We start from the raw sequence: 14,637 nt of genomic DNA, 5'->3' as shown, positions 1-14,637 counted from the left end.
AAGCGTTTTCAATAAATAGTCGACGTAGGAGGAACCGAATTCATGGCCCTGCACGCATTATTGGCAAGAGCGGGATCGGCAGTCGCCACCGGGCTTCTCGGCGCCGTTGCCTACGACGCGGCCCGCAAAGCACTGGCCAGCGCACCACTGCGCGACGGCGCGGTACTCGCCACCGCGTGGGGACTGAAAGGTACCCGGCGCGCCGAGGAAGTCGCCGAAAACGTACGACTGCAGGCTGCCGACATTCTCGCCGAGGCGAAAGAGAAAATCGGCGAGGAATCCGCGCCTCCGGGTGTGGCGGCCGACGCCCACGACCACGAACACTGATCCGGTGGCGCACGCCCTCGAAACTGAACTCGCGCACCGGGTGTGCTCGGCGGCCGCCGGACGGTTACGTATCGTCATTCCCGAACTCGTCCGTGCGTCCGACCGCCGCGCGGTCGCCGTCGAAGAATCGGTTGGAGCGGTCCAGGGAGTTCGCGCGGTTCACGCCTTTGGACGATCCGGCTCAGTCGTCATCTGGCACCGAAGAACCGTCGCACGTGACGAACTGCTGACCGCGATCCGCGATGGCCTGACCGCCGACCTCGACTCCATCGCCCGGCAGACACCACACTCAGCCGACGTCTCCAGCGGCGACCTGGTCCGAATGGGTTCGGGTGCCGTCGCACTGGTACTTCTCGGCTTGCGTCGGTATGGACTGCGCCGTCCCCCATTGCTGGGCCCTTTGTCGCGCACCGCTGCCACCGGCGTGACGATCTTCTCCGGCTATCCGTTCCTGCGCGGCGCGGTTCGCTCGCTGCGCGGCGGACGAGCAGGGACCGACGCTCTGGTCTCTGCTGCGACCGTCGCGAGTCTGCTACTCCGGGAGAACGTCGTCGCGCTTACGGTGCTGTGGCTGTTGAACATTGGCGAATTCCTGCAAGAACTCACGCTGCGCCGGACCCGACGGGCGATCACAGATCTCTTGCGCGGCAACACCGACACGGTCTGGTTACGGACTGACGAGGGCACCGAGGTTCAAGTGCCGCTCGACAGCGTCCGCGTCGGCGACACCGTCGTGATTCACGAACACGTCGCGATTCCAGTGGACGGCATGATCGTCGACGGCGATGCAGCGGTCGATCAATCGGCGTTGACCGGCGAGAATCTTCCGGTGTCCAAGTCGATTGGTGACGATGTACACGCTGGATCGGTGGTGATGTCCGGTCGGCTGGTGGTGACCGCGACAGCGGTCGGCGCCGACACCGCCATCGGCCGGGTGATCGCACGCGTGGAAGAAGCTCAGCACGACCGTGCTCCCATCCAAACCGTCGGCGACAGCTTCTCCCGACGTTTTGTACCAGCCTCATTCGCACTGTCCGCACTGACTCTGCTGGTCACCCGCGACCTGCGCCGGGCCATGACCATGTTGCTCATCGCGTGCCCGTGTGCGGTCGGGTTATCCACTCCTACCGCGATCAGTGGTGCGATCGGCAACGGCGCCCGCCGCGGAATCCTGATCAAGGGCGGTTCGCATTTGGAAGCCGCGGGACGAGTCACCGCGATCGTCTTCGACAAGACCGGCACCCTCACCGTCGGCCGTCCAGTGGTGACCAACGTCATCGCCTTCGACGACGTCTGGACTCCCGAGCAGATTCTCGCCTACGCGGCCAGTTCAGAAATTCACTCCCGACATCCGTTGGCAGAGGCCGTGATTCGGTCAACCGAAGAGCGTCGCATCGAGATTCCATCGCACGCCGAGTGCGAGGTAATCGTCGGCCTCGGGATGCGTACCCGCGCGGATGACGGCCGAGTGATTCTTCTCGGCAGCCCCGCACTGCTCGCACGACACGAGGTGGCGGTATCCGACGCCGCGGCAATGTGGGTGGAAAGCCTCCGCACCCAATGCGAAACACCCCTGCTCCTGGCTGTGGATGGCGAACTCGTCGGCCTTCTGAGTCTTCGCGACGAAGTTCGCCCGGAAGCTGCGAAAACCCTTGCCCGGCTTCGAGAATCGGGAATCACCGCGATCAGTATGGTCACCGGCGATCATCCGCAGACCGCCGCCGCAATCGCCGCCGAACTCGGCATCACGTCATGGCAGGCAGAAGTCCTGCCCGACGACAAACTCGCCGAGGTTCGCCGGCTGCAAGACCAGGGCCACGTAGTAGCGATGGTCGGGGACGGAATCAACGACGCACCGGCCTTGGCCGCGGCCGACCTCGGCATCGCGATGGGGCTCGCGGGCACCGATGTCGCCGTCGAAACGGCCGATATCGCACTTGCCGCCGACGATCTCACCAAACTCCTCGACGTCGGCGATCTCGGGCGACATACGGTCGACGTGGTTCGCCAGAACTACGGAATGTCCATCGCCGTCAACGCCCTGGGACTGTTGGTATCCGCCGGTGGCGCACTGTCGCCGGTTCTCGCGGCCATATTGCACAACGCGTCGTCAGTTGCCGTGGTGCTCAACAGTTCTCGGCTGATCCGCTACCGGGTTGAACCGACCGAACTGCCGCGTACGCTCATTGATCAGTCGCGGGCTTGATCGCAGCGTAGAAGGCGACGGTACCCAGCATTCGTCGGCGCACCACTTCGGGCTTCTCGACGGCAAACCCGGCGTCAGTCAGCTGCTTGGAAACCTCAGGTGCAGAGCGGAAGGTGGGTTGGTCGCGACGAGCGAAGGTATGCCCAAGTTCCACGAAGTCGACGATGTGGACTGCCCCGCCCGGCCTGATGACCCGAAATAGCTCGGCCACAGTGTTTTTCGTCGACTCGTCGTCGAGGTGGTGCACCATGAACGCCGACAAGGCCCGATCGAATACGCCGTCGGCGAATCGCAATTCCTGTGAGTACCCTCGCTCGAAGTCGATCTCAACCGACTTACGGTGTGCCCGCTGCAAAGCAAGTGGATCGGGATCGAGCGCGGTGAGTGCGATGCCGGGTTGTGAGCGCTTTGCCGCTACCGCGAGGTTGCCGGTGCCACAGCCAATCTCGAGCACCCGCAAACCCGACGACAAATCAGCACGGCGCACGAGCCGGCGATGCGCCCACCTGGCGCCGTAGAGCCTTGTCATCGCGTCGTATAGGGGCAGCAGAGCGTCGCGTCCGGCTGCCGGAAGATAGTCATGTTCAATTGGAGTAACTTTGGTCATGATAATCACGATGCCGGCTAATTCGGGACAACAATTGGACCACAGCACCGAATACTTGGATAATCTTTCCACTAGCCACGCGACTGTTCGCCCGGTCCGGTATCACCGTGGAGTTCCGGTCTATCGTTACGCACCCGCCGCGCATCGACCGCCGCTGTCGATATCCGGTCCGGACAGCGGCGGTCGAGGCGTCGAGACGGGGCGCCACATTCACGACTTTCCCATCCTCCTCACCAACGGCACCACGGCTTGGCTCATCGCGCCGGGGCGGGTCATCGACCCTGCACAACCTGACATCGACAACGACTGTGCGGCAATTATTTTCGATCCAGCGGCAGTTGAAGACGAGCTAGCTGCGCCATTTCGGCATGAGTCGTCCGACGGCATCGCACGTCTGGAGATACCGTCCGAACGCCGACCTCGGTGGGCACAGCATCTCGAGGACATCGCAGCCGAGCTCGCGCTCGACGACGATCACAGTCGACGAGCCGCCATCGCGTATCTGACGATTCTGCTGACCGAGATCGCCCGGTTAGGTAACGAGGCAACCCACCGACCCGACGACACCATCGCGGCCGTATTCGCCGTCATCGAAGCGCGCTACCGCGAACCGTTGACACTCGCCGACGTCGGCGCGTACGTCGGTCTGACGCCGGCGTACCTGACCACCCTGGTTCGCAAGCGAACCGGGAAAACCGTTGCGCAGTGGATCATTTCGCGACGACTCCTCGCCGCACGACGTCTGCTGGCCGATACCGACGACCCGATCGCCGCAATCGCCCGCGCCGTCGGATTCGACGATCCGGCCTACTTCTCCCGGATCTTCAGCCGCGAAATAGGCAGCCCGCCACGAGTATGGCGGACCGGCCAGATAGCGTCGACGCCCCACTAGCGTCGCCGCGGACGCTGGTCAGCGTAGCTTCCCGATCCCGGGACGCAACGGAACGTCGAGCGCGTCGTACAGGCCCGGCCCCGCCTCGACCAGCCAGTCGATCGCGTTGACGAGGCGGCCAACCGCCGTGGCGTTACCACCGGCGGCACGATTGCCATTCTCGTCGGTTGCCTCCACGGAAACCTCGATCCGAGGCTGACCTTCGATAATGACGCGATGTGCGCCGTCGCTGATCACCGGCGATTCCCCGTCGACCGACGGCAACGCCGGCGGCATCGGCCAATCCGGGGCACATGACGAATGAATTCGCGTGACGTGCTCGATGACGATACGCGGTTCGCCCCCCACGATCCCCTGCACTTCGAACCGAAGAGCACCCTGTGTCCCAGCTTCGAAGTCACCCATCAGAGCAGTGCTGACTGTGGTGTCCAGAGCGCGCCGATCCAACGTCTCAACGATCTCGTCCACCTCGACGCCGAGCGCTCGTGCGATCAGCCGAATCTGCCCGCCCCATACCATCGTTGGCAATCCGGGAGCGATCATCGGCGGCTGGTAATCCATCGGCTGCCCCATTCCGACCAAATATCGAACCGAATCTGGCTGGTCATAGGTGGTGTAGTCGAAGATTTCCTGGCAGCGCACCGCGTCGACCGTACTCGCCAGACCAGTGATCAACACCGGGAGTACATCATTACCCCACCCCGGGTCGACACCCGAAACAAACAGTGCGCCACCGCCTTCGGCGATTGCGCCGAGGACCTGATCGCGTTGTTCGGACGGTGCGCCTCGGTGGTCGTAGAAGGCATACAACGCCGGGGTCACCACAACCGCACCCGCCCGGAGCGCTCGGATGATGTCGGCCAGCGCGTCGTCGGGCCGAATGTCACCCGACGACGCGTACACGACCGCGCGAGGCTTCGAAGCAAGAAGCGAATCGATATCGTCGGTGGCCGTAACCTCGAGTTCGTCGATTCCCGCTAGCGTTCCGGCATCGACGCCAACCTTCTCGGGGTTATGCACGACGACACCGGCCAAGGTCAGCGCCGGGTGCACCGACACCGCGCGAATAGCCGCGCGCCCAACATTTCCGGTGCCCCACACGACAGTTGAGATCATCTGCGGACCGTAACAGGCATCCGACGGCGCGTTGTGCGGTTTGCCGGTGTTGATGCAACTAGGGTCGATAGTGTGTTCTCCCCCATCCCGGACTACTTCACCGAGGTACTCGACGGCGCACGTTCGATCGTGGACGGCGCGGTCGCCGACTACATTCCAGAACTCGCTACCGCCGACGTCGACAAGATCGCGCTTTCCATCGCATTGCCCGATGGCCATCGCTACACGGTCGGCGACTGCGATCAGGTCTACTCCATTCAGTCGATGTCGAAGCCGTTCACATACGGACTTGCCTTGTCCGACAACGGAATCGACGTAGTTCTGGACAAGGTCGGCGTCGAGCCGTCGGGCGAGGCATTCAATGAGATCTCCCTCGACGACGATGGCCGCCCACGCAATCCGATGATCAACGCCGGTGCCATCACCGCGCATTCGTTGATCCGCGCAGATGATCCCGACGAACGGTTCGCACGCCTGCTCAAGCTCTACAGCGATGCTGCCGGACGAGAACTCGATGTCGACGAACGCGTCTACACCTCCGAGGCCCGCACCGGCCATCGCAATCTGGCGATGGGGCACCTGCTTCGGTCGGTGAACATCCTCGACTGCGATCCGGTCGACATCGTCAACGGCTATTTCCGGCAATGTTCGATCCGCGTCACGACCGCCGACCTCGCATTGATGGCAGCGACGCTCGCGAACGGCGGAGTGCAGCCGTTAACCGGCGAACAGGTCCTTCCCGCGCGCGCGGTACGCCAGGTTCTGAGCGTGATGACCAGCTGCGGAATGTACGATGCCGCAGGCGACTGGCTCTCGGCAGTCGGGATTCCGGCCAAGAGTGGGGTGTCCGGCGGAATCATCGGTGTCCTACCCGGTCAGATCGGGATCGCCGCATTCTCACCACGACTGGATAGACACGGCAACAGTGTGCGCGGGGTGCATATCTTCGAACGACTTTCGGCCGATATGGGTATGCATTTGATGAATGTGCCACCAACCCATCGCACGGCGATCCGATCGATCGATATCGTCGGGGACGTCGAAGTGGTCGAGTTACAAGGTGCGCTCCAATTCAGCAACGCCGAAATCATCATCCGAGAACTCGTCGACAACACGTCGCACCCGGCGCCCGTCGTCGCGCTAGATGTCCGCCGAGTCAACAGCATCAACGACGTCGCGCGACGGATGTTGCTGGAAATGCTGCGGCGTTTCGTCATCGAAGGAAAGCGAGTGGCCATCATCGATCCGGATGGCGCCGTCGGCGAAGTGGATTTGGGTGACGGGATTCAGGCCGAGCGCTGGACCGACGTCGGGCTCATCGCTGAGCGGTCGACGGGTTAGGACCTATGCCAGCGCGCTGAGCACCGCCCACACGACGAATGCCGACGGCAGCAGCGAATCCAATCGGTCCATGATGCCGCCATGACCTGGCAGCAATGAACCCATGTCCTTAATACCGAGATCGCGTTTGACCTGTGACTCGACGAGATCGCCCAGCGTCGCGCAGACCACGAGCACCGGGCCGAGGATCAAGCCGATCCACCAGTGATCGTCGACGAGGAAGTAGACACAACCCACCGCGCCGATCGTGCCAACCAATAGCGAGCCGCCCAAACCTTCCCAGGACTTCTTGGGACTAATCGCCGGCGCCATTGGGTGTTTGCCGAATAGCACCCCCGCCGCGAAACCGCCGACGTCGGAGCAGACAACGACCACCATCAGAGTCGCGACGCGTGCGGCACCGTTGTCCTGCAAGACCATTGACGCACCGAAGGTTGCCAGGACCGGGAGCCACGCCAGGACGAAAACGGCGACGGCAAGGTCCCGCAGGTAATTCTCCGGAGCATTGGAAATCCCCTGCCCCAACAACTTCCACACCATGCAGACCAGCACCGTGGTCACGAATGCAACCAAGACACCGGCTTGCCCCCACGGCCAGGAACTCCAGATGATCGCCTGTCCGCCGACGAGCATCGGTACGAACGGAACGTCGTAGCCACCGTCGCGAAGCCGCTTGGTGACTTCCCAGATCGCGATGGCGAAGGCCACCGCGATGATGCCGTACCAAACCTTGGGGGCGAACAGCAGGATTGCGATGATTCCGACACCGAGGGCCAAGCCGACGCCGATCGCCGCGGGAAGGTTGCGTCCGGCCTTTGATCCGCTGGCGGAGTCGGATCCGCTCGCGGCTGGAGTTTGGGTAGGCATATTCATTCGGCTCAAACTTCGAGCAATTCCCCTTCTTTGTGCTTCACGAGTTCGTCAACTTGTGCAACATAGCTTGCTGTGGTCTTGTCGAGTTCCTTTTCGGCGCGTGTCACCTCGTCTTCACCCGCTTCGCCATCCTTCTGGATACGTTTGAGTTCCTCGACGGCTTTACGGCGTACGTTGCGGATAGCGACCTTGGCGTCCTCGCCCTTGCCCTTGGCCTGCTTGACCAGTTCCTTGCGACGCTCCTCGGTGAGCTGCGGGATCGCGATGCGGATCAGCGATCCATCGTTGGTCGGGTTGACGCCGAGGTCGGAATTGCGAATCGAAGTCTCGATAGCGTTCAGTGTCGATGACTCGTATGGCTTGATGACGATCAGCCGCGCTTCGGCGGCGGAAATACTGGCGATCTGCGAGATGGGCGTCATCGCACCGTAGTACTCGATGTTGATGCGGTTGAACATCGCCGGATTGGCGCGGCCGGTCCGCACCGAACTCATGTCGTCGCGGGCGACACTGACGGCCTTCTCCATCTTCTCTTCGGCGTCGAGTAGGGCGTCGTCAATCATGAATCTGTCCTCGCGGTTGTTGGGTTGATCAGTCGATGCGCTAGTGGATTACGTCGCAACCAGGGTGCCGATACGTTCACCTGCCACCGCACGGGCGATATTGCCCTTGGTCAGCAGATTGAAGACGAGCATCGGCATCTTGTTGTCCATACAGAGGCTGAACGCGGTCGCATCGGCCACCTTCAGTTCTTTGTCCAGAACTTCGCGGTGGGTGATCTCATCGAACAACACCGCGTCGGGATTGGTACGCGGATCGTCTGAATAGACGCCGTCGACCGCCTTGGCCATCAATACGACCTCGGCTTTGATCTCCAGCGCACGCTGTGCCGCGGTGGTGTCAGTGGAGAAGTACGGCATCCCCATACCCGCTCCGAAGATAACCACGCGCCCCTTTTCCAGGTGCCGCTGTGCGCGCAGCGGCAGATACGGTTCGGCGACCTGTCCCATGGTGATCGCTGTCTGCACCCGGGTCGTAATGCCACGTTTTTCCAGGAAGTCTTGCAGCGCAAGGCAATTCATTACAGTTCCCAGCATGCCCATATAGTCCGAACGGGCGCGATCCAGGCCGCGTTGCTGCAATTCGGCACCGCGGAAGAAGTTTCCGCCACCGATCACCACGGCGATCTGCGCACCGGAACGAACAACCTCGGCGATCTGATCGGCTACCGCGGCCACAACGTCGGGATCGAGGCCAACGCCGCCGCCACCGAACATCTCCCCACCGAGCTTCAGCAGCACACGCTGATAGCCGTGACGACCCGGGCCGTCGGCGGACTCGGTTTCCTGGAGTGACTTCGTCATCTATTTCCTCCCTGGCGTCGGCGGACTCCGACTTATCTTATGGGCACAGCAATCGGACCCCGTGGCTGGCCATCGAAATTCGACGACCGGCCCGGGGTCCGATGCATGGTTTACAACGTCGCGAGTCTTAGGACTGGCCGACCTCGAAGCGCGCGAACGCCTTCACGGTGGCACCGGCCTCGTCGAGGATCGCCTTCACGGTCTTCTTCGAATCCTTCACGAACGGCTGATCGATCAGCACTGCATCCTTGAAGAAACCGGTCAGACGACCTTCGACGATCTTTGCCAGAGCCTGCTCCGGCTTACCCTCTTCGCGAGCGGTCTGCTCGGCGATGCGACGCTCGTTCTCAACGATGTCTGCTGGGACCTCATCGCGAGACGCGTACTTCGCCTTAAGTGCGGCCACCTGCTGCGCGGCGTTGCGAGCGGCTTCAGCCGCAGCATCGCCCTCGCCGCTGTACTGCACCAGAACGCCGACGCCCGGGGGCAGATCCGACGCACGCTTGTGCAGGTAGATGGCAACGGGACCGTCGAAGTAGGCGACGCGACGCAGTTCGAGCTTCTCGCCGATCTTGGCCGAGAGAGCAGCAATGGCATCGGCAACAGTGCCGTCGCCGAGCTTCGCGGCCTTGAGAGCCTCGACATCGCTGGTCTTCGCTTCGACAGCCGCACCGATGACCTGATCAGCCAGTGCCTGGAATTCGTCGTTTTTCGCGACGAAGTCGGTCTCGCTGTTCAGCTCAATCATCACGCCATCGCGAGCAGCGACCAGTCCCTCGGCGGTGGACCGCTCGGCGCGCTTGCCGACGTCCTTGGCGCCCTTGATGCGCAGTTCTTCAACGGCCTTGTCGAAGTCACCGTCGTTGTTGGCCAGTGCGTTCTTGCAGTCGAGCATGCCCGAACCGGTCAGTTCACGAAGTCGCTTCACATCAGCTGCGGTGTAGTTCGCCATCGTTGGCGAGCCTCCTTTTGATGAGTGGATGAAGTTGCGGCGCAGTGGGTGACTGCGCTGGTTGTAGCGGTGTCGCCAGTGCTACTCGGCGGCCGGGGCGTCACCCGCGGCAGCTTCCGGAGCAGCGGCGTCGGCACCCGCGGTGGCCTGAGTCAGGAGTTCGGTCTCCCACTCGGCGAGAGGTTCGCCCGCGCCAGCCTCCGGCTTGGCATCGCCCGCTGCCTGGCCAGCACGTGCCTGCACACCTTCGGCGACGGCCGAAGCCACCACGCGGGTCAGCAGAGCGGCGCTGCGGATGGCGTCGTCGTTACCCGGGATCGGGTAGTCGACGAGGTCGGGGTCGCAGTTGGTGTCCAGGATCGCGATAACCGGGATATTCAGCTTGCGTGCCTCACCAACAGCAATGTGCTCCTTGTTGGTGTCGACAACCCAAATGGCAGATGGCACCTTGGCCATATCGCGGATACCACCGAGTGTCCGCTCAAGCTTGTTCTTCTCGCGGGTCAGCATCAAGATTTCTTTCTTGGTGCGTCCCTCGAAGCCACCGGTCTGCTCCATGGTCTCGAGTTCTTTCATGCGCTGCAGGCGCTTGTGAACGGTCGAGAAGTTGGTGAGCATGCCGCCGAGCCAGCGCTGGTTGACATACGGCATCCCGACGCGCGTCGCCTCGGCCGCGATCGACTCCTGGGCCTGCTTCTTGGTACCGACGAAGAGAACGGTGCCACCGTGGGCGACTGTCTCCTTGACGAACTCGTAGGCCTTGTCGATGTAGGTCAGCGTCTGCTGCAAATCGATGATGTAGATGCCGTTGCGGTCGGTGAAGATGAACCGCTTCATCTTCGGGTTCCACCGGCGGGTCTGGTGACCGAAGTGTGCGCCGCTATCCAGCAGCTGCTTCATTGTTACGACAGCCATGTCGAAACACGTCCTTATTTGTTGCAGTTGTCATCGACGACAGGTTGCCGTCGATCCTGGCGCCCGCACCGGTGGAACCCAGAATCTGGGACCGCCCACACGGTGGTGGTCTTTCGACCAATCGCAGGCGCGCGAAGTCACTCCGCCGTGGCGAAGTGCATCGATCAGCCTACGCCGCCGCGCGAGCTGGGCAAAATCGCCGAACAGCTGCCCGCGTATGCTGATGCGAATGTGGATTGGCTGGATTGAATTCGATGTCTTGTTGGGGGACGTTCACTCACTGAAGGAAAAGCGCTCGGCAATCCGGCCGATCATCGCCGAGATTAAGCGCAAATTCAGCGTGTCGGCGGCAGAGGTGGACAATCACGACCTGCATCGTCGGGCCGCCATCGGTGCGAGTCTGGTGGGTCCCGATCGTCGGCATGTATCCGACGTCCTGGATTCCATCGAGCACCTGGTGGCACGTAGGCCCGAGATCGAGGTCAACTCGGCGCGGCGGCGGGTGCTGGCGTCAGACGACTTCTGAAATTACCCGGCGGCGTCGGATCGCCTGAAGTCTGCCGGTGGAGGGGCGACAAGGGAATTGAGCCCTAGCCGAACGTCGGAGTGCAGATTGCAGCTGTGACTGAAATCTGCGTATCCCACCTTGTCGAGGTGAGTACTCCCTCACCGCTCTCCAGGGCACACACTTGAGTCTCCGCCGACTGAAAAGTGCGCTACCCGAGCAACCTGGGGAGCCCGTCCCCCCGCGCGAGCTCTGCCCACAGGTTGCAGCCACCCCGTCAGCCAGGCTGAATTCTGCGGCGACACGGCGTTCAGGGGGCCACCTCCCCTGCATGGCCTCAACCAGCAGACTCCAGCCGGTGTGGGGACCAAGGGATCCATCGGCAGCTTCCCTGCGTCTAAAACAGATGACGTATATCGCTCGCTGGTCAGCCCTGTGTTTGTGCCTAGCGTTCGCCTGCGCGATTCCCCACGCCGACGCTGCTCCCCATAGATACAATTGGCCCCTATCTGGCCAACCGCGCGTTGTGACACCCTATGATCCGCCAGTCCAGCGATGGCAACCCGGACATCGCGGCGTCGACCTTGCCGCCCCGATCGGCTCGCCCGTATTGGCGGCGGGCAGCGGTACAGTGCATTTCGCTGGCGATGTCGGAGGTAAACCGGTCGTATCGATCCGGCATGCCGACGGCATTCTGACCACTTACGAACCGGTGGAATCCTCAGTCTCGGTCGGACAATCGGTCGCTCGCGGGCAGACCATCGGCGCCCTGGTATCTGGTCATTCCGGCTGCCCGACGACGGCGTGCCTGCACTGGGGAGCTCGACGAGGTTCTGGGGCGGCGGCCGCCTACCTCAATCCGCTGTCCCTGGTGGGTGCAGCGCGAGTCAGACTGAAACCCTTTGCCGAAGTGGTCAATTGACTGCGGCACGAAGATGAGGCCGATCGACGCCCGCGCCGGGACCGTCGAAGTGCCACCACTCACCGCTATACGGCGACAGGCCACCCGCCTGCATCGCCGACCGTAAGCGGGCGCGGTTGCCCACGGCAGCCGCACTCAGCCCGGCCCTGGCATAGGCGTGTGCGCGAGCAGTGAAGTCGTCGAACCCGGTGCCCATATCGACACGATGTCCGTCGCGGACAATCAGAGTGACGTCGACCGATCGGCCAGCCTCGTGACTACGCGCATAATTGCCGGGTCGGGCAACCCAATTGGCATCCGGCACAACCTCATACATGCGCACCTGCGCGGAATGCGGGCGATAGCAGTCCCAGAAAACGAGGCGGTATCCCGTCGCGCGAAGCTTCGACGCCGCGACTCGCAGACCATTCGCCATCGACTGGTGCACCAGGCAACGGGCGTTCGGTGGATAGAGACGTTGTTTGACGAAATTCTGCGACGTCGCGTACCGCAGATCAACGACGGCGTCGGGCACGATGCTTCTGATATCGAGCAAACCTTCGGACGCCGCGGTCGGCGAAACCGGGGCGACAGGTGCGGCGGTAGCGGGGGCGACTGAGCTCACCGCGCCGAGGAAGGCGAGCGTCAGGACGAGTCTGCGCAACATGGCGTCAAGAGTATCTGCCGTCATGCGCGTGGATGCGCCTGCTGATGTACCGCGCGTAGACGTTCGACGCTGACGTGCGTGTAGAGCTGTGTCGTCGCGAGGGATGAATGCCCCAGTAACTCCTGCACGACGCGTAGATCAGCGCCACCTTCGAGCAAATGCGTTGCGGCACTGTGCCGCAACCCGTGTGGACCCATATGCGGACCCCCAGCACGCCGCACGGCGTCGGTGACGACAGTTCGCGCCATTCGCTGATCGAGACGGCCGCCGCGCGCACCGAGTAACAACGCCTGACCGGAACGGTCGTTAGCCAACTCGGGCCGGCCGTGAGTTGCCCAGTCACTCAAGGCCTTTCGCGCGGGCTCACCGAACGGAACCGTTCGTTCCTTGTCTCCTTTGCCGATCACACGTAACACCATCCGATGGGTGTCCACGTCACGCAGATCCAGCCCGCACAGTTCGCCGACCCGAATTCCACTGGCATACAACAACTCCACGATCACTCGGTCGCGCAACGCGATCGGAGTGTGTTGCAATTCCTCGCCATCGACGACCGTGTGCGTCGATGACATGACCGCGGACGCCTGGTCGGGCGCTAGCACCGAAGGCAATGTACGGCGCCCTTTTGGAGCGGTCAGCCGCTGCGCGGGATCGACATCGAACACACCCTCACGGGTGGCCCATGCACAAAACGTCCGCGCCGACGACACCTGCCGAGTGATCGAAGCGCGTGCTGCACCACGTCGAGTGGTCTGCGCCAACCAAGCGCGCAGCAGAGCAAGATCGATACCATCGACGCCCACTCCACGAGCGCCGGCAAATGCCACTAGAGCGCGGATATCACCGACATACGCGCGGACCGTGTGGTCGCTATGCGCCTTCTCCCACCGCAGGTAGTCGGTGTAATCCGCGAGAAGACTGTGCTCGCGGGGCATCAATTCAGACACCCGACCAGCAAACGCCGACCTGATGGTTCGAGCAACCCCGACACTCGGTCCGTGACCAGATCGGAACGACGACTAGGCGGTGGCCTCTTCGGCCGTACGCAGATCGGCCTTCCATTCGCGGAAACCTTCCTCGGTACGGCCGCGTCGCCAATAGCCGGAGATCGATGCGTTCTTCGCGCCGACACCGCGCTCTTTGCGGATGTAGCCGCGAAGATTGTGCATGACGGCTTGAGCTTCGCCGTGAATGAAGACCTGCGGCTCACCGTCGAGCCACTCGGCAGCACGCACCGCCGCGATTAAAGGGGCATTGTCACCTGCCGCGTCGTCGGCGACCTCGCCCGCGCCGCCGCCCCGGTGCACCCAGGTAATCTCGGCACCCGCTGGTGCGATCAAATCCAGTTCATCGTCGACGCCGGCCACTTCAATGAAGACCTTCGCAATAGCGTTGTCCGGCAACGCTTCCAATGCGGCGGCTATTGCCGGAAGACCCGATTCGTCGCCGGCCAGTAGGTGCCACGGGGCGTCGGGGCGCGGCCGATAGCCGCTGCCCGGGCCGAAGAAATCAACCGACTCCCCCGGCTGCACGGTTGCCGCCCACGGTCCGGCGATGCCTTCGTCGCCATGCACCACGAAGTCGATCGCGATCTCGCGGTTGACGCGATCGTATTTGCGAACCGTGTAGGTACGCAGCACCGGCTGCGCTTCCGGTGCGACCTCGCGCAGCGTGCGCGGCGAAGCATCAGCCGGCACTTCGACGCCCGGTGGCGCGAAGATCAGCTTGACGTACATATCCGAATCCCACGAGGCACCGTCGGAGCTGAGTTCGGCTGGGACGAAGTCATCGAATCGATCGCCACCGAGGTACACCCGGACCATATGCGAACCAACCTTCTCGGTGCGCAGGACGGTCATCGTGTTCTTACGTCGGGCCATCGCTGGCCTCCTTTCGGACCAAATCACTTCAAATTACAAGCCCTTTCCACGGTACACGGAAGAATTTAGGTGAACCTAAGTCAACGTGTGG

At 62.7% G+C, this 14,637-nt stretch carries 16 protein-coding genes; 6 read left to right on the top strand and 10 right to left on the bottom strand.

What is annotated here, in order from left to right; all coding sequences use genetic code 11:
* Nucleotides 1–42 precede the first annotated feature (42 nt).
* Together AAFP29_RS11420 and AAFP29_RS11415 are read left to right on the top strand one after the other, a co-directional pair.
* Nucleotides 43–327, top strand: coding sequence for a DUF1490 family protein (locus tag AAFP29_RS11420; RefSeq protein WP_419217487.1), 285 nt, complete (start codon nt 43–45; stop codon nt 325–327).
* A 4-nt stretch (nt 328–331) separates the two neighbouring features.
* Nucleotides 332–2,533, top strand: coding sequence for a heavy metal translocating P-type ATPase (locus AAFP29_RS11415; protein ID WP_419217486.1), 2,202 nt, complete (start codon nt 332–334; stop codon nt 2,531–2,533).
* Here AAFP29_RS11415 and AAFP29_RS11410 read toward each other — a convergent pair.
* Nucleotides 2,511–3,140, bottom strand: coding sequence for a class I SAM-dependent methyltransferase (locus tag AAFP29_RS11410; RefSeq protein ID WP_419217485.1), 630 nt, complete (start codon nt 3,138–3,140; stop codon nt 2,511–2,513). The genes AAFP29_RS11415 and AAFP29_RS11410 overlap by 23 nt on opposite strands.
* Before the next feature lie 10 nt (nt 3,141–3,150).
* On the opposite strand from AAFP29_RS11410, the gene AAFP29_RS11405 reads away from it, so the two are divergent.
* A complete protein-coding gene (locus AAFP29_RS11405; protein ID WP_419217484.1) occupies nt 3,151–4,032 on the top strand; it encodes a helix-turn-helix domain-containing protein in 882 nt (293 codons plus the stop codon).
* Between the two features lie 18 nt (nt 4,033–4,050).
* On the opposite strand, the gene AAFP29_RS11400 is transcribed toward AAFP29_RS11405, so the two are convergent.
* A complete protein-coding gene (locus tag AAFP29_RS11400; protein WP_419217483.1) occupies nt 4,051–5,148 on the bottom strand; it encodes a dihydrodipicolinate reductase in 1,098 nt (365 codons plus the stop codon).
* A gap of 72 nt (nt 5,149–5,220) precedes the next feature.
* On the opposite strand from AAFP29_RS11400, the gene AAFP29_RS11395 reads away from it, so the two are divergent.
* Nucleotides 5,221–6,489 (top strand): glutaminase, encoded by a 1,269-nt coding sequence (locus AAFP29_RS11395; protein WP_419217482.1) that lies wholly within the window; start codon nt 5,221–5,223, stop codon nt 6,487–6,489.
* 3 nt (nt 6,490–6,492) lie between these two features.
* Here the strand turns inward: AAFP29_RS11395 and AAFP29_RS11390 are convergent, their stop codons facing one another.
* From AAFP29_RS11390 to rpsB, 5 genes are all read right to left on the bottom strand, one after another.
* Nucleotides 6,493–7,356 carry a phosphatidate cytidylyltransferase gene (locus tag AAFP29_RS11390; RefSeq protein WP_419218074.1) on the bottom strand — a complete coding sequence of 288 codons (864 nt, stop codon included), beginning with the start codon at nt 7,354–7,356 and terminating at the stop codon, nt 6,493–6,495.
* An 11-nt stretch (nt 7,357–7,367) separates the two neighbouring features.
* Entirely contained in the window at nt 7,368–7,925 is a 558-nt protein-coding gene (frr, locus tag AAFP29_RS11385; RefSeq protein ID WP_419217481.1) for a ribosome recycling factor, read from the bottom strand.
* 48 nt (nt 7,926–7,973) lie between these two features.
* Complete coding sequence (gene pyrH, locus AAFP29_RS11380) at nt 7,974–8,726, bottom strand: UMP kinase (RefSeq protein WP_419217480.1); 753 nt, start codon at nt 8,724–8,726, stop codon at nt 7,974–7,976.
* A 127-nt stretch (nt 8,727–8,853) separates the two neighbouring features.
* On the bottom strand, nt 8,854–9,678 hold the full coding sequence (gene tsf, locus AAFP29_RS11375; RefSeq protein WP_419217479.1) for a translation elongation factor Ts: 825 nt from the start codon (nt 9,676–9,678) through the stop codon (nt 8,854–8,856).
* A gap of 81 nt (nt 9,679–9,759) precedes the next feature.
* The gene (rpsB, locus tag AAFP29_RS11370) at nt 9,760–10,593 is read right to left on the bottom strand and encodes a 30S ribosomal protein S2 (RefSeq protein WP_419217478.1); all 834 of its coding nucleotides are present in this window, start codon (nt 10,591–10,593) and stop codon (nt 9,760–9,762) included.
* Between the two features lie 229 nt (nt 10,594–10,822).
* Here rpsB and AAFP29_RS11365 point away from each other — a divergent pair, with 229 nt between their 5' ends.
* Both AAFP29_RS11365 and AAFP29_RS11360 read left to right on the top strand, forming a co-directional pair.
* Complete coding sequence (locus tag AAFP29_RS11365; protein ID WP_419217477.1) at nt 10,823–11,119, top strand: DUF503 domain-containing protein; 297 nt, start codon at nt 10,823–10,825, stop codon at nt 11,117–11,119.
* A 385-nt stretch (nt 11,120–11,504) separates the two neighbouring features.
* On the top strand, nt 11,505–12,020 hold the full coding sequence (locus AAFP29_RS11360; protein WP_419217476.1) for a M23 family metallopeptidase: 516 nt from the start codon (nt 11,505–11,507) through the stop codon (nt 12,018–12,020).
* Here the strand turns inward: AAFP29_RS11360 and AAFP29_RS11355 are convergent.
* The 3 genes from AAFP29_RS11355 to AAFP29_RS11345 form a co-directional block, all read right to left on the bottom strand.
* The gene (locus AAFP29_RS11355) at nt 12,013–12,666 is read right to left on the bottom strand and encodes a M15 family metallopeptidase (protein WP_419218073.1); all 654 of its coding nucleotides are present in this window, start codon (nt 12,664–12,666) and stop codon (nt 12,013–12,015) included. The two genes, AAFP29_RS11360 and AAFP29_RS11355, sit on opposite strands and share 8 nt — an antisense overlap.
* A 20-nt stretch (nt 12,667–12,686) precedes the next feature.
* Nucleotides 12,687–13,601 (bottom strand): tyrosine recombinase XerC, encoded by a 915-nt coding sequence (locus AAFP29_RS11350; RefSeq protein WP_419218072.1) that lies wholly within the window; start codon nt 13,599–13,601, stop codon nt 12,687–12,689.
* 84 nt (nt 13,602–13,685) lie between these two features.
* Nucleotides 13,686–14,546, bottom strand: coding sequence for a siderophore-interacting protein (locus tag AAFP29_RS11345; protein ID WP_419217475.1), 861 nt, complete (start codon nt 14,544–14,546; stop codon nt 13,686–13,688).
* Nucleotides 14,547–14,637 lie beyond the last annotated feature (91 nt).

Source organism: Gordonia sp. CPCC 205333 (assembly GCF_048537885.1).
Classification (GTDB): domain Bacteria; phylum Actinomycetota; class Actinomycetes; order Mycobacteriales; family Mycobacteriaceae; genus Gordonia.
This window is presented reverse-complemented; position numbering and strand designations above follow the sequence as displayed.

Coding starts and splice junctions, on each gene's coding strand:
- AAFP29_RS11420 (WP_419217487.1), top strand. CDS start 43: ATGGCCCTGCACGCATTATTGGCAAGAGCGGGATCGGCAGTCGCCACC.
- AAFP29_RS11410 (WP_419217485.1), bottom strand. CDS start 3,140: ATGACCAAAGTTACTCCAATTGAACATGACTATCTTCCGGCAGCCGGA.
- AAFP29_RS11405 (WP_419217484.1), top strand. CDS start 3,151: ATGCCGGCTAATTCGGGACAACAATTGGACCACAGCACCGAATACTTG.
- AAFP29_RS11400 (WP_419217483.1), bottom strand. CDS start 5,148: ATGATCTCAACTGTCGTGTGGGGCACCGGAAATGTTGGGCGCGCGGCT.
- AAFP29_RS11390 (WP_419218074.1), bottom strand. CDS start 7,356: ATGCCTACCCAAACTCCAGCCGCGAGCGGATCCGACTCCGCCAGCGGA.
- frr (WP_419217481.1), bottom strand. CDS start 7,925: ATGATTGACGACGCCCTACTCGACGCCGAAGAGAAGATGGAGAAGGCC.
- pyrH (WP_419217480.1), bottom strand. CDS start 8,726: ATGACGAAGTCACTCCAGGAAACCGAGTCCGCCGACGGCCCGGGTCGT.
- tsf (WP_419217479.1), bottom strand. CDS start 9,678: ATGGCGAACTACACCGCAGCTGATGTGAAGCGACTTCGTGAACTGACC.
- rpsB (WP_419217478.1), bottom strand. CDS start 10,593: ATGGCTGTCGTAACAATGAAGCAGCTGCTGGATAGCGGCGCACACTTC.
- AAFP29_RS11365 (WP_419217477.1), top strand. CDS start 10,823: ATGTGGATTGGCTGGATTGAATTCGATGTCTTGTTGGGGGACGTTCAC.
- AAFP29_RS11360 (WP_419217476.1), top strand. CDS start 11,505: ATGACGTATATCGCTCGCTGGTCAGCCCTGTGTTTGTGCCTAGCGTTC.
- AAFP29_RS11355 (WP_419218073.1), bottom strand. CDS start 12,666: ATGTTGCGCAGACTCGTCCTGACGCTCGCCTTCCTCGGCGCGGTGAGC.
- AAFP29_RS11350 (WP_419218072.1), bottom strand. CDS start 13,601: ATGCCCCGCGAGCACAGTCTTCTCGCGGATTACACCGACTACCTGCGG.
- AAFP29_RS11345 (WP_419217475.1), bottom strand. CDS start 14,546: ATGGCCCGACGTAAGAACACGATGACCGTCCTGCGCACCGAGAAGGTT.